13 protein-coding genes and 1 pseudogene are annotated in these 14,243 nt (G+C 29.0%); 3 read left to right on the top strand and 11 right to left on the bottom strand.

The genetic code is table 11. The features are described from left to right. Positions 1-102: 102 nt before the first annotated feature. The 4 genes and pseudogenes from KQI16_RS05280 to KQI16_RS05265 form a co-directional block, all read right to left on the bottom strand. Positions 103-210 (bottom strand): annotated as a pseudogene (locus tag KQI16_RS05280) (IS3 family transposase); the annotation flags it as partial. A 261-nt stretch (positions 211-471) separates the two neighbouring features. Then, complete coding sequence (deoC, locus tag KQI16_RS05275; RefSeq protein ID WP_216432653.1) at positions 472-1,146, bottom strand: deoxyribose-phosphate aldolase; 675 nt, start codon at positions 1,144-1,146, stop codon at positions 472-474. An 87-nt stretch (positions 1,147-1,233) separates the two neighbouring features. Continuing rightward, positions 1,234-2,280, bottom strand: coding sequence for a DNA polymerase IV (locus tag KQI16_RS05270; protein ID WP_216432652.1), 1,047 nt, complete (start codon positions 2,278-2,280; stop codon positions 1,234-1,236). An 11-nt stretch (positions 2,281-2,291) separates the two neighbouring features. Next, a complete protein-coding gene (locus KQI16_RS05265) occupies positions 2,292-3,242 on the bottom strand; it encodes a DUF4003 family protein (RefSeq protein ID WP_216432651.1) in 951 nt (316 codons plus the stop codon). A gap of 204 nt (positions 3,243-3,446) precedes the next feature. Between KQI16_RS05265 and KQI16_RS05260 the strand changes: the two genes are divergently transcribed. Both KQI16_RS05260 and KQI16_RS05255 read left to right on the top strand, forming a co-directional pair. Continuing rightward, positions 3,447-4,256, top strand: a complete 810-nt coding sequence (locus KQI16_RS05260) for a hypothetical protein (protein ID WP_216432650.1) — start codon at positions 3,447-3,449, stop codon at positions 4,254-4,256. A gap of 131 nt (positions 4,257-4,387) precedes the next feature. Then, a complete protein-coding gene (locus KQI16_RS05255; RefSeq protein ID WP_216432649.1) occupies positions 4,388-4,804 on the top strand; it encodes a hypothetical protein in 417 nt (138 codons plus the stop codon). Positions 4,805-4,973: 169 nt separating this feature from the next. Here the strand turns inward: KQI16_RS05255 and thiI are convergent, their stop codons facing one another. From thiI to KQI16_RS05240, 3 genes are all read right to left on the bottom strand, one after another. Then, positions 4,974-6,128 carry a tRNA uracil 4-sulfurtransferase ThiI gene (gene thiI, locus KQI16_RS05250; protein WP_216432648.1) on the bottom strand — a complete coding sequence of 385 codons (1,155 nt, stop codon included), beginning with the start codon at positions 6,126-6,128 and terminating at the stop codon, positions 4,974-4,976. Continuing rightward, the gene (locus tag KQI16_RS05245) at positions 6,125-7,270 is read right to left on the bottom strand and encodes a cysteine desulfurase family protein (RefSeq protein ID WP_216432647.1); all 1,146 of its coding nucleotides are present in this window, start codon (positions 7,268-7,270) and stop codon (positions 6,125-6,127) included. Before KQI16_RS05245 ends, thiI begins: the two co-directional genes overlap by 4 nt. A gap of 181 nt (positions 7,271-7,451) precedes the next feature. Next, positions 7,452-10,007 (bottom strand): calcium-translocating P-type ATPase, SERCA-type, encoded by a 2,556-nt coding sequence (locus KQI16_RS05240; protein WP_216432675.1) that lies wholly within the window; start codon positions 10,005-10,007, stop codon positions 7,452-7,454. Between the two features lie 210 nt (positions 10,008-10,217). Between KQI16_RS05240 and KQI16_RS05235 the strand changes: the two genes are divergently transcribed. After that, entirely contained in the window at positions 10,218-11,858 is a 1,641-nt protein-coding gene (locus KQI16_RS05235; protein ID WP_216432646.1) for a putative manganese-dependent inorganic diphosphatase, read from the top strand. A 76-nt stretch (positions 11,859-11,934) separates the two neighbouring features. On the opposite strand, the gene KQI16_RS05230 is transcribed toward KQI16_RS05235, so the two are convergent. The 4 genes from KQI16_RS05230 to KQI16_RS05215 are packed head-to-tail and all read right to left on the bottom strand — an operon-like array spanning position 11,935 to position 14,239. After that, complete coding sequence (locus tag KQI16_RS05230; protein WP_216432645.1) at positions 11,935-12,705, bottom strand: flagellar hook-basal body complex protein; 771 nt, start codon at positions 12,703-12,705, stop codon at positions 11,935-11,937. Positions 12,706-12,718: 13 nt separating this feature from the next. Next, positions 12,719-13,489, bottom strand: a complete 771-nt coding sequence (locus KQI16_RS05225) for a flagellar hook-basal body complex protein (protein ID WP_216432644.1) — start codon at positions 13,487-13,489, stop codon at positions 12,719-12,721. Beyond that, entirely contained in the window at positions 13,482-13,625 is a 144-nt protein-coding gene (locus tag KQI16_RS05220) for a hypothetical protein (protein ID WP_216432676.1), read from the bottom strand. The genes KQI16_RS05225 and KQI16_RS05220 overlap by 8 nt, the downstream gene beginning before the upstream one ends. A gap of 59 nt (positions 13,626-13,684) precedes the next feature. Then, the gene (locus tag KQI16_RS05215) at positions 13,685-14,239 is read right to left on the bottom strand and encodes a hypothetical protein (protein WP_216432643.1); all 555 of its coding nucleotides are present in this window, start codon (positions 14,237-14,239) and stop codon (positions 13,685-13,687) included. Positions 14,240-14,243 lie beyond the last annotated feature (4 nt).

The raw sequence follows: 14,243 nt of genomic DNA, 5'->3' as shown, positions 1-14,243 counted from the left end.
TTTTAATGTTATATAAAATATTCACTAAATTCATTATTTTAACAAAAAAAGGCTGTTGTAAATCTAAAATGTACCCCTTGTCAAGGACAGTTTAAAAAAAGACTATGAAACAGCTTCAAGAAGATGACTTCTGTATCGGACAGGAGTCATCTTTTTTAAATTCCACTGAGATCTATAGTTATTATAATAATCAATATAATCATCTATTTCAGTATTTTATAACTTTCTAAATCTTTAGATTCTCGATTATCTCGCTTAGAAATTGATTTAGATGAGAAATAATTATAATATCCAGACCGTGAAACACCTGATAACTCACAAAAATAGTAAATAATTTTTTGCTCATTACATTCTTCTCCTAATGATATTTATTTTATTATACATAAAAATACCCTATGGCATAGACTTTTTTTAAATTGTCTATTCCATAGGGTACATTTTAATCTTACATCAGCCTTTTATCTTCATTTATTAATAATCACTATTTGATTTTGTTCCTTCACAAATTGCAATTCCTGAAGAAGCTCCTATTCTTGTTGCTCCATTTTCTATCATAGCTAGGGCATCTTCCCTTGTTCTTACTCCACCAGAAGCTTTTACTCCTAATTCAGAACCAACAGTTTCTCTCATAAGTTTTATATCTTCCTTTGTAGCTCCGCCAGTGCTAAAACCTGTTGAAGTTTTTACAAAGTCAGCTCCTGCTTCTTTAGCTAATTTGCAAGCGGTTACTTTTTCTTCGTCAGTTAGCAAGCATGTTTCTATTATAACCTTAGTTAAAGCTTTTCCTTTTGCCGCATTAACTACAGCTTCAATATCTCTCTTTACATAATCATAATCCTTATCTTTTAACTTACCAATATTAATTACCATGTCAACTTCTTGAGCACCATTTCTAATTGCATCTTCAGTTTCAAAGGCCTTTACCTCAGGTGTTGTTGCTCCTAAAGGAAAACCAATTACCGTACAAACTTTAACATCACTGCCTTTAAGCATTGAAGCTGCCTTTGCAACATTTGCTGGATTAACACATACTGATGCAAAATTATATTCTAAGGCTTCATTACAAAGCTTTTCAATTGCTTCAGTAGTTGCATCAGCCTTTAACAATGTATGGTCTATCATTTTAGCCAAGTCTTTATTATTCATTTTATTTCCTCCTAAACCTTAAATTACTCTTAGAATTTTATTATAATTCAATAATAACATTATTGAAAGATAATTTACATATAGTAATTAAAATAAACTAAGCTGTTCAATTTTATTTTCTTTAATCGAAGATACAGTTACTCCTATCAGCCTGATACTTACATTTATATTTTCTTCCTCTAATATTTCCTTACAAGTATTATATATATCTGAATAGCTGTTTGTATAATAAGGCAAAGTTCTGCTTCTAGTATGGTTAATAAAATTATAAGTCTTATACTTTAATGTAATAGTCCTTCCCTTTATATTTTTCCTTTTTAAATTTTCACTTATTTCTCTTGAAAAATTTTCAATATAATGTAATAGCTCCTCTTTACTTTGGGTATCTGAACTCAATGTTCTTTCTTTCCCATAAGATTTTCTCTCTTTATTTTCTTTAACTTCCCTATTATCTATTCCTCTTATCCTATCATATATTTCTATACCATATTTTCCAAAATACTCAGTATATAAATTAAGAGGCATTTCATATAGATCCTTTACATAAAATATACCTATATTATTCAATTTTTCAACAGATTTTTTGCCTATACCGTGAATTTTAGATATTTTTAAGGGAAGAAGTATATCTGGTATCATATCTTTATCTATAAGCATTATTCCATTAGGCTTATTCCAATCAGAAGCTAATTTAGCTAAAAACTTATTATAAGATATTCCCACAGAAATTGTTAAACCAATTTCCTTTAACACCCTATTTTTTATATATTTTGCTGCTTCTAATCCATTTTTAAAGCTGCTATTAGTAATATCTAAATAAGCTTCATCAATAGATACTGGCTCAATAACATTTGTAACATCCCTAAGTATATCAAAAATTTTATTAGATATTTCCTTGTATCTTAAAAACCTAGCTGGCAAGTATATACCATGAGGACATAGTTTTTGAGCCATAAAAATCGGCATTGCTGAATTAACTCCATATTTTCTAGCCTCATAAGAACAGGTTGCTACAACTCCCCTGGAACTAGTACCTCCTACTATAACGGGTTTGCCCCTTAAATTCTTATTATCTAACTGTTCAACAGACGCAAAAAAAGCATCCATATCCACATGTAATATTATTCTTTCCATAAGCCCCACCTTTAAGCTAAGGCTTCAGCAAACATCCCCTTATTTTTAGATTTTATAAAGCAATAAACCCCTAAAGCTAATAACTCATCAACATATTTTCTTTCTTCAAAATTATTAGCAAAAAATATTATACATAAGGATATTACTGTTCTAAAGCCTTTATCCATATAGTATTCATATTCACTTTCTTCTTCAATAAGTTTTTCTGTAACCTCTTCAATTAAATTTACAGCTTTTCTTACATCTCTATTTGTAAGTAAACCTATTAAAGGCAGAAATTGATCAGCAAATTTTATTTTTCTTTTTTCTAACTGCATCATAAACTCTATAGTTCTGTACATATATCCTGAAGATTCATTTAAAATTATTGCATTTGTCAAACCCTGAATGCTATTTTTTGATTTTATATTGATTTCACTTACATGATTATAAATAGTATCAATAAATTCCTTTATTGTATCTATGTCGATTTCATTTAATGCCCAAAGAGCACATACTAAATAATCATCTTCACCTGTTATATTATAGTATTTTTCCTTTAATAAAAGATATACTTCCTTCATCTTTGAAGTAATTAAACTTTTGTCTTTGTTTTTTCCATACTTTGCTATTACATAAGCCGTTAATGTCAAATAATCACACTCATTAAAGCCTTCATCTTTTAGTAAATCCATAGTTTTATATATATCTTCTATAAACTTATAATCAAAATTATCATCGCAGGCTAATAAAATAGATAAAATATATAGTATTTCCCCTCTAAATGAAGACATTCTAGAAGAAGTTGATTTAATATATCTTCTTATTTCCTTTACTTTTTCAAAAGGAATTTCCCTTTTGTAATGGGCATAAATTAAAGCTGCAAAATGATTGATTAAGTCTCCATCGTTTCTAAGCTCAACCTTTGAACTTCTATAATTATTTATAGTCAAATTTATTCTGTCCTCGAGAACTTTCTCCATAGCCCTACAATTCCCTCACTTTTTATAAATTATCTCCACAATATTATTATACTATAAAATATGTTACAGTTTTATAACAATTTTATAACCATTTATTTAAATGTTTCAAAAGATGCAAATTTTGTAATTTTCTTAGTAAGTCAGTTATTATATTTAATTTACATTAATATAATTATATAGATTAATAAATATAGGAGGATAATTATGACAGTTAAAAAATTCTCATTATTAAAGAGTTTTAATACTTTTAATAATGAAATAAAAAATATTGACAAATCTAATGTTTCTTCTGAGACTCTTTCATATAAAGATAATTCATCAAATAATAATCTTTTTCATGAAGCTAATTTTCATAATAAATATAGTCCTTATCCAATTTTAGATAAAGAAATTATGATTAATGTTGCGAAAAATTTTCCTGAGCCCTACAAAGATATTATCAATGCTCTTATTAACTTAAAAAATACAATAGAAAAATCCATTGACTATATTGAAGATGCCTCTAGCAATGTAATAAAAAAAGAAAGAAATTTCGAATTAAGTACAAAATATAGGGAAACATCTATGAACTTATATGAAATCAGCAATAACATAAAGGATTATATAGAATGGATGAAAGATTTAACAAAGAAAAAAGAAAAAAATAACATTATAGAAAATCCTATTAAAGAAGATAATAATGCAGATAATATAAATAATACAGATAATAACCCTAATTTAAATTTAAGAAAAACAGAACTTAACATATGCAATGATTTTACAGATAAAGAACCAATTAGCTTTAAAATAGATAATTATGAAACTAAGGTTGATGATTGGAATGACTTAGTTATAAAAACAGCTGATACATTGATCAAAAATTACAAGAAATCAAAATACTCTACCAATGCAAATATAAAATTTCCAACTATAAATTCAAAGAAATCAAAAGAAAACGATTATAGGGATACAATAATAGAAATGCTTACTGAATACAAAATTGAGGCAAATAGATATTTTATTAATATAAAATAATAACAATATTCATTAAAAACAGTCATTATTTAATTATTATGTTTTATTAATTTCGTAATTATGTTATAATATCCTTGTAATTATAACGTTTTGATTTTTTACAATATTTCTTATATAAAGGAGTTTTAATTATGGGATTCAAAGAAAAAATGACTGGCTACTTTCAAGAAGCATATCTAGAAAAGTACAAAGATAGAATGACAAGTACAGCCGGTACTGTTTTATCTGTAAAAATTGAAGAAAAAAGTATACTAGGAATTATAAGAACAATTACTGCTTATCTAATAATTAAGCCTGAAGTAGGTAAGGGTGTAGTTAAAACTCAATACAAAGCTAGAAAATGGTTTAAAAAGCCAACTTTTATTGATGTTAAACAAGGACATAAAGTTATTATAATGGGACTTACAGGTGTTAAAGGAAAGGCAGATTCAGAAGTTATAACAATTTCTAATATTGCTAACTTAACAACTAAGAAGGACCTTTATCCTTTTGATCATGCTCAACTTAAAAAAGCTAGACAACAAGCTACAAAATTTAGGGCAAGATAGCACATAATTATCAGTTTTTAGCTAAAAAACTAAATTTTATAAAAATTTTAAATTAAGCTGTTACAAAATTAATACTTTGTAACAGCTTCTTAATTTACAAAAATTTATTTACTTTTTATCAAAATGAAAAGTTACTAAAAGTAAAAACTTCGACTAAAACTATTTATCTTTATTCAAAAATTACTAATTCAGTTTCTTCAATCGCCTTATTAACAAGTTCTTCAATATTTAATACAGATTCTGACTTTCTCATTTGATCTAATCTTGGTTTTGTTTTTGGATGCTTTGGTACAAATATAGTACAACAATCTTCATAAGGAAGTATTGACGTCTCATAAGTTCCTATTTCTCTTGCTATATCCATAATATCAGTTTTATCCATAGCAATTAATGGTCTAAATACAGGTCTGTCAGCACAATCTGTACTTACAATTAATCCCTCCATTGTTTGACTAGCAACCTGACCTATACTTTCACCAGTAGAAACTGATTGAATTCCGTACTTTTCAGCTAAAGCACAAGCTACCCTCATCATAAATCTTCTCATAAGGATTGTTAATTCATCTTCCCTACATTTTTCAATTATTGCCATTTGTATTTCTGTAAATGGAACTATATGAAGATTTACTTTCTCAGTATAATTTGAAAGTATTCTTGCCAATTCCTTAACCTTATCTTTTGCTCTTTCAGATGTATAAGGATGACTATGATAATATACACAATGAAGCTCTACTCCTCTTTTAGCCATTAAGTAACCTGCAACAGGAGAATCTATACCACCTGACAACATAAGCATAGTACTTCCATTTATTCCATATGGCAGGCCTCCTACACCCTTTATTTTATCTTTGGTTGTATAAATATAAGCTTTATCTCTAATTTCAACATTTACTGTTAAATCTGGATTCTTTACCTTAACTTCTAATCCCTTTGTATGATAAACAATAAAACCACCAATTTCTTTTGAGATTTCTATTGAATTCTTAGGAAAAGCTTTATTGGCTCTATTAGTTTCAACCTTAAAATTCTTAGGCTCCGCTTCCATTACCTTTTTCAAAGCCTCTTCCTTTATAGCAGCCATATTACTTTCCACTTGTGAAACTATGCAAACTTCAGAAATTCCAAATACCTTTCTAATTCTTTCTGCTGCTTCATCAATATTTTCAGTTTTAATAAAATGTCTTCCTTGGTCTTCAACCATTTCAAATTCAATATCTTTTAATTTCTTTTTAATATTTTCCCTTAATTTTTTTTCAAATTTATTTCTATTTAAACCCTTTAAAAAAATTTCTGGTGCATACTTAACTAATATTAATTTATTCATTTTTTAACTCTCCTTAAAAACTTTAATGAACTTTTCAAAATTTCTATTACCTTATCAATTTCTTCCTTTGTATTAAATTTAGAAAAGGAAAATCTAATTGCACTTTCTACTTCTTCTTTAGTTAGCCCTAAAGATTTTATAACATAACTACCTTTAACTGCACTTGTTTTTGAAGTACATGCAGATCCGGTAGCCACATATATATTATTATCTTCTAATAAGTGAAGTAATACTTCTGCCCTAACGCCAATAAAAGAAACATTTAATATGTAAGGTGAAAAGTTTTCCCCTATAGGACTATTTATTCTGATATTGTCAATTTCTTTAAGTCTTTCAATCATATACTTCTTTAATTCTGCAGCATGATTATAATTTTCTTCCCTGCAGCCAAAGGTAATTTCAGCAGCTTTTTTAAATCCAATAATTCCAGGTACATTTTGAGTTCCTCCTCTAAAGCCTCCCTCTTGACTTCCACCACTTATTAAGGATTTAGGAATTATACCCTTTTTTATATATGAAAAGCCTATTCCCTTTGGACCATGTATTTTATGACTAGAGGCTGTCAATAAATCAATATTCATCTTTTTGACATCTATGTCTAATTTTCCATAGGACTGTACTGCATCTACATGAAATTTTGCCCTAGAACTATTTTCTTTGATAATTTTACCAATAGCTTCTATGTCTTGAATAGCTCCCATTTCATTATTTACATGCATAATTGACACTAAAACAGTATCTTTAGAAATTGAATTTTTTAATTCATCTAAAGATATTCGGCCATTTTTGTCAACCTTCAAATATGTAACTTTAACCCCTTCTCTTTCTAAATCATTATAAGTCATAAGAACAGAATGATGTTCAAAAACTGTTGTTATTACATGATGCCCTGGCTTTACCAGCCCCTTTATAATTAAATTATTTGATTCACTTCCACCTGAAGTAAAATATATTTCATCTTTAGAAGCATTGATAGTTTTAGCTAAAAATTCTCTTGCTTCATTTAATTTTTTTTCTGCCATTAAGCCAATTTTATGAAGGGAGGATGGATTACCGTAATATTCTTCCATTGCTCCTGTAATCTCTTCTATAACCTCTTTATATGGCTTGGTTGTAGCACTATTATCTAAATATATATCCAAATTTTATCACCCCTGTTTATCAGTTGGCAGTTCACAAGGAACTGTAACAGTTATGTTAAATATAAATTATACCCTGTGCACCTTTACTTTAATTTTTGCTATATAAAATATAACAAACTTTTATTTAATTTACAAGAAAATAAAAGAAAAGGAACTGATTAAGCCAGTTCCTCTTAAGATCCTATCTTTTTGCTTTTGACCTAATTAATAAATATGTGCTGTTTACTAAGAAGATCGTTCCAGAAAAGAATAATACAATTCCCCATTGAGCTAAATTTAATGCTACGGTGTCAAAAACTCTCGATAGAAATGGAATGTATAATATACAAGCAACCATTAACATAGAAACCATAACAGCTCCAACTAGATAAGGATTTGTAAACAATTTTATTTCAAATATAGAATGTCTCTCTGACCTACATTCAAATACATGGAAAAGCTGTGACATTACTAGTGTACATAAAGCCAAAGTCCTGCAGGTTACTAAATCAAATCTGTTAAATCTTCCTGTTATAAAAGCAAGTAATGTACAAACACCAATTAATACTCCCCTAACAGTTATTTTAGACCATAATCCTCTTGCAAATATGCTTTCTCCTTTTTCTCTTGGCGGCTGGCGCATAATATCTTTGTCTGGCGGATCTACCCCAAGAGCAATTGCAGGTAGTCCATCTGTTGCTAGGTTTACAAATAGTATTTGAATTGGCGTTAATGGATTTGGCAGATAAAATAATGAAGCTAAAAACATTGTTAAAACTTCACCTAAATTACAAGATAATAAGTATCTTATAAATTTTCTTATATTATCATATATTATTCTTCCTTCCTCTACTGCTGATACAATTGTAGCAAAATTATCATCCATTAAAACCATTGATGCAGCTTCCTTAGTTACATCTGTACCTGATATTCCCATAGCAACCCCTATATCTGCTTCTTTAATTGCAGGGGCATCATTAACTCCATCTCCTGTCATTGCAACAATATTATTATTTTTCTTAAAGGCTCTTACTATTCTTAATTTGTGATTAGGAGAAACTCTAGCAAATACTCTTATATCTTTAACTTTTCTTGTAAGTTCCTCATCACTTAATTTTTCTATCTCTTCTCCTGTTATTGCTTGCTTGTCAGTATTGCAAATATTAATAGATTTAGCAATCGCCAAAGCCGTATTTTTATGATCTCCTGTAATCATAACTGGTTGAATACCAGCAAGCTTACATTTTAATACAGCATCTTTAACTTCAGGTCTTGGAGGATCCATGCTGCCTGCTATTCCTAGGAATATAAAATCTTTTTCTAAATCTTCATTATGAACAATATTTTTTTCCTTATAAGCTGCAGCTAAACATCTCAAGGCCCTGTTGGACATTGAATCCATATATGATAAAACCTGTCTTCTTTTTTGTATAGTTAATGGTTTAATAGTACCATTTTCTAATATATGAGTACATTTTTCTAAAATTCTTTCTGGAGCTCCTTTTGCATAGCAGACCTCTCTACCAGCTTCTTTTACTACAACTGTCATCATTTTTCTAGTTGAATCAAAAGGTATATTATATACCCTAATTATATTTGAAAGAAAATCTTTTAGTTTTTTAACATCATCAAAAAAAGCTTTTATCAAAGCAGTTTCTGTTGGATCCCCATATAAAGCCTTATCTATGTTTTTAACATTAAAATCATAATTACAATCATTACAATAAACGAGGGCCTTCATTAGAATAGAATGATTTTTTAATTCTTCTTTTTCTAAATCATATATTCTTCCATTCATATATATTTCTTTTACAGTCATTTTGTTTTGGGTTAAAGTTCCTGTTTTATCAGAACAAATTACAGAAGTACAGCCTAATGTTTCTACAGCTGGAAGCTTTCTTACTAATGCATTTTTCTTAAGCATTCTTGAAACTCCTAGAGCCAATGCAACTGTTACTATTGCTGCTAGACCTTCAGGAATTGCTGCAACAGCTAATGAAACACCAAGTAGAAACATATCTCCAATTTCATTTCCTCTTATAATTCCAAGAACTGTAACTATGGCACAAATAATTAAACATAATCCCACTAAAACTTTTCCTAAAGAATCTAATCTTTCTCTTAAAGGGGATTTCTCTTCTTCAATATTATCTAAAAGATTTGCTATTTTTCCCATTTCAGTTTTCATTCCAATGCTGTCAACTAATAATAAGCCCTTGCCTTTTAATACTGTTGTACCCATATAGCCTAAATTCTTTCCCTTTTTAGCTTCTTTGCTTACTCCAACAGATTCCCCTGTTAAAAGAGATTCATCCACCATAACTGAAGAAGCTTCAATAAAGGTTCCATCAGCTGGTATTCTATCTCCTGCTTCTAAAACAACTAAGTCTCCTATGGTTACTTCAATGGAATTTATTACTTTAAGCACGCCATCTCTAATAACTTTACAGGTTGGAGCAGCTAGTTCCTTTAATGCTTCCAAAGATTTTTCCGTTCTAAATTCCTGGACAAATCCCATTATTGCATTTACAAATACTATTATAAGTATAGTAATAGCATCTGCACTATCCCCCATTAAACCGGAAATAATAGTTGCACCTATTAATATCCATACAATTAAATCGTTAAACTGAGATAAAAATATAAATAGTGGCGATTTTTTCTTCTTGTGTGATATTTCATTTAATCCATAAGTTTCTTGCCTTCTTTTTGCTTCTTTGGTAGTTAGTCCATGTGAAAATTCTTTCTCCTGTATCACCATTTATCCTCCTTATAATGGTTTCTATATATTATATTTAGTTAAATAAAAGTTATGAATTAATTATTTTGAAAATACTGTATAACTTATGACTTTTCTTACATAATTTTCAACATAATTCAACAGTTAGTTTGAAATGATGACTTTACAAATCAAAAATATAAATATAGAATATTCATATATGCTTTAAAGAACAAAGGAGGGTAAATTTTGAAAGATGTTATTTACGTAACTGGACATAAGAATCCAGATTCCGATTCTATATGTGCAGCTTATGGATATGCGGAATTTAAAAATAAAACGGGAAAAATACCTGCAATACCATGCAGATTAGGAAATGTTAATCAGGAAACTCAATTTATTCTTGATTACTTTGGAGTTGAAGCTCCTAAATTACTTACAACAGTAAAGTTAAAAGTTGAAGACTTAGATTTTGATAGAATAACTCCAGTATCTCCAGATATATCATTAAAAACTGCTTGGAATATAATGAAAGATAAAAATATAAAGACTTTACCAGTAGCAGATGAAAATGATAGATTACTTGGTGTTTTAGCAATATCAAACTTAACATCATGTTATATGGATATATGGGATAATAAAATATTAGCAAAAAGTAATACAACTTTAGAAAATATTATTGATACTTTATCAGCTAAAGCAGTATATGTTAGCACAGAAGTGAACCATTTCCCTGGTAAAATAGTTGTAAGTGCTATGAAACCTGGAAGTATGGAAAATCATATTGAAGAAGGCGATATTGCTATAGTTGGAGATAGAGAAGAAGTTCAAGATGCTTTACTTGATTTGAAGGTATCTCTAATTATTGTTACAGGGTCTCATGTACCTAGTGATAAAATAATAGAAAAAGCTAAAAAAGCTAATATTACTATTATATCTACACCTCACGATTCCTTTACTACATCTAGACTAATAATTCAAAGCATCCCAGTTGGTTATGTAATGATAAAGGATAACTTAGTTACCTTCTCTACTGATGACTTAGTTGAAGATGTAAAGAAAGTTATGCTAGAAACAAGATACAGAAGCTATCCTGTTATAAGCGTTGATGGCAAAGTACTTGGTACTATGTCAAGATATCACTTAATATCAAATTATAAAAAGAAGCTTATCTTAGTTGACCATAATGAAAGAGGTCAATCAGTTGATGGTCGTGATGAAGCAGAAATCTTAGAAATTATAGATCATCATAGAATTGCTGATATTCAAACTAGTGGTCAAGTTTACTTTAGAAGTGAACCTATAGGAAGTACGTCAACAATAGTTGGTAAATGCTTCTTTGAAAATGGAATTAGACCTTCTAAACAAGCTGCAGGACTTTTATGCGGTGCAATTATTTCTGATACCCTTTTATTTAGAAGTCCTACTTGCACAAATACTGACAAGTATATCTGTGAAAAACTTGCAGACATTGCCGGCATAAATATTGAGGAATTTGCTAAGGAAATGTTTAAAGCTGGAACTTCCTTAAAGGGAAAAACTGTAGAACAAATATTCAACCAAGATTATAAACCATTCAATATTGGTGATACTAAGGTTGGTATCGCTCAAGTAAATACAATGGATATTGAAGGTTTTATGCCTCTTAAGGAAGAAATGCTTGCTTATATGAATAATAAAGCTAAAGAAGCTGGCTTAGATATGGTAATGTTACTTCTTACTGATATCTTAAATGAAGGTTCGGAAGTCCTTGTTGCTGGTTCTAAACCAGAAATAGTAGAAAAAGCCTTTAAGGTAACTTTAAAGGATAACTCAGCCTTCCTTGATGGAGTTCTATCTAGAAAGAAACAAGTTGTACCTCCAATAACTGCAGCAATAGAAACTATGTAAAAAAAACCGTTGCAAAATGCAACGGTTTCTTTTTTATCAAATAAAAATAGTCCATAATTGTCAACTATCAATTAATTTACCTTCTCATGTTATTTATCATCTGCCACATTTCATCAGCAGCTGTAATTCCCTTCGAAGTTAATTGAAAAGCTCTTTGTGTTACAATCAATTCTGCCATTTCTTCTGCTAAATTTACATTTGAGCCTTCAAGCATTCCTTGATAAATATCCGCATTAGTACTTCTTTCAACTTCTACCCCTTCAGCAGGATAATATAAACTGTTACCAATAGATATGAAGGAACTATCCCCCATAGCCATATAAAGAGGAAGATCTGCAACTTTTGTAAAATTATCTCCATCCTTTATAAATACCTGTCCACTTGTATCTATTAAAAGATTACTTGAAGTAAAACTAACATTTTCACTTGAAAATCCATTAACATAATCAAGGGCAAGAATATTTCCATTAGCATCAACTAATTTTCCTGAGGCATCAATTTTAAAAGAACCATCTCTTGTATAAGCTTCTTGTCCATTTGATAAAATAACTTTAAAAAATCCTTCCCCATCTATAGCTAAATCAGTATTAATACCTGTTTCTTGCAATACTCCTTGGGTATTATCTCTGTATAATCCAGCAGTCCTTGATCCAATTCCTATTAAGGCAGTTTTATCATTTAAAGGAACACCTTTTTTATTTAATGATTCTGTAAGTAAATCCTTAAAAGCAACTTCCAGCTTTTTATATCCTGTTGTTGTAGAATTCACCATATTATTGGATATAACGTTCATTTTTTCCTGATTGGCATTCATTGCAGCTCTGCTTGTCCATAACGTTCTTAACATATCCTTCCTCCTACTATCTTACTGATCCAATTTCATTTGCCGCCTTAGCTAAAGTTTCATCAATGATTTGAACCATTTTTTGATTTGTTTCAAAGTTTCTCATTGTGGTCATCATATTAATCATTTCATTTGCAATATTTACATTAGAAGTTTCTAAAGCTCCTTGAGTTATATTTACATCAGCATTTAAAATTGGATTTTCGCCTCTATAATAGTTATCTCCTATCTTCTCCAAAGCACTATAATCTTCAAAATCTGCAGTTGCTAAAGTATGAGTTGCAGTATTTCCAACAAATAAATTATTGTCATTATCTAATACTATTTCATTATTCCCAACAAAAATTGCTTCTAAAGCTCCAGTATTTTTATTTATACCTAAAACCCTATCTCCTCTTGTATTTACTAAAAATCCATCACTTGCAACTTTAAAGTTACCGTCCCTTGTATATACTGCTTCATTTCCTTTTTGAATTACAAAAAAGCCTCTTCCTTCGATTGCAAAATCTGTTTTCTTATCTGTGTTTTTTAATGATCCTTGTGTAAAGGAAGTAGTAACTGTATCAATGGCTGAACCTAAACTTATTTTTCCCAACTTTTGAGTTACATTTCTTCCCCCAAGCACTTTATCTCTGTTTTGAATCATAACTTCATCAAAACTTTTACTAACTAAATTATCCATCTTATAAGCTATCGTATTAGCATTTGCTATATTATTAGTTATGTTAGCTTGTTGTTTTTCTAAAGTTATTAATCCTGAAACCGATGTATATAAACTTCTAATCATTGCTCTCATTCCCTTCAAATATTACTTTACATTCATCTTCAAAATGCATTCCCATTTTTCTTGCTCTTTCCTCTATTTCACTATCAGAAAGTTCTTTATTAGTAAATCCGAACATTAACAAAGAAGTAAGAATCATTCCAATACCTATTCCAATAAGAATTTTTTTATCTTTTAAAAGATTTAATATTATCTCTATTATTTTAGCAATCCTTTTATTAATAATACTTCCCCCTTGCCTATTGATAACTTGTTACAAATTTCCTCATCACTTAAGCCTTCTTCTAAAAGTTCCTTTACTCTTTTAAGCTTATCATCTTTATTATCTTCTTTTGGAGCCTTATCTTCCTTATTGCTTTTATTTTCTTTATGTGAAAAATTTATTTCTGAAATAACACTTTCATTTAAATTTATGCTTTCATTGTTATTAATTTTATTATTATCCTTTTTAATTTCTCCAACATTAATATTATCGTCTAATTTATCAATTTTATTATACCTTATAAAATAATTTAATGAAGCTCTTAATTCTTCAATTTCTTTTTGCAAATCTAATACTGTTTCTGCCAGGTCCCTTCTTATGGCAATTATTTCTTTATCATAATCCCTATCATTGTTAACTTCTTCTTTTCTTAATATTTCATTGAAATTTTCCTGCTCATTATTAACAGCTTTATTATTATCTTTATATAATCCTCTAATATTTAATATTATAATTATTATTCCTATTAAAATGATTAACCAAGGAAACATAAAA

The organism is Caproiciproducens sp. MSJ-32, assembly GCF_018918055.1.
GTDB lineage: Bacteria > Bacillota > Clostridia > Clostridiales > Clostridiaceae > Clostridium.
The sequence above is the reverse complement of the archived record's forward strand: the minus strand, read 5'-3'. Positions and strand labels throughout refer to the sequence as shown.

Coding starts and splice junctions, on each gene's coding strand:
- thiI (WP_216432648.1), bottom strand. CDS start 6,128: ATGAATAAATTAATATTAGTTAAGTATGCACCAGAAATTTTTTTAAAG.
- KQI16_RS05270 (WP_216432652.1), bottom strand. CDS start 2,280: ATGGAAAGAATAATATTACATGTGGATATGGATGCTTTTTTTGCGTCT.
- KQI16_RS05215 (WP_216432643.1), bottom strand. CDS start 14,239: ATGTTTCCTTGGTTAATCATTTTAATAGGAATAATAATTATAATATTA.
- deoC (WP_216432653.1), bottom strand. CDS start 1,146: ATGAATAATAAAGACTTGGCTAAAATGATAGACCATACATTGTTAAAG.
- KQI16_RS05255 (WP_216432649.1), top strand. CDS start 4,388: ATGGGATTCAAAGAAAAAATGACTGGCTACTTTCAAGAAGCATATCTA.
- KQI16_RS05230 (WP_216432645.1), bottom strand. CDS start 12,705: ATGTTAAGAACGTTATGGACAAGCAGAGCTGCAATGAATGCCAATCAG.
- KQI16_RS05220 (WP_216432676.1), bottom strand. CDS start 13,625: ATGATTCTTACTTCTTTGTTAATGTTCGGATTTACTAATAAAGAACTT.
- KQI16_RS05265 (WP_216432651.1), bottom strand. CDS start 3,242: ATGGAGAAAGTTCTCGAGGACAGAATAAATTTGACTATAAATAATTAT.
- KQI16_RS05225 (WP_216432644.1), bottom strand. CDS start 13,489: ATGATTAGAAGTTTATATACATCGGTTTCAGGATTAATAACTTTAGAA.
- KQI16_RS05260 (WP_216432650.1), top strand. CDS start 3,447: ATGACAGTTAAAAAATTCTCATTATTAAAGAGTTTTAATACTTTTAAT.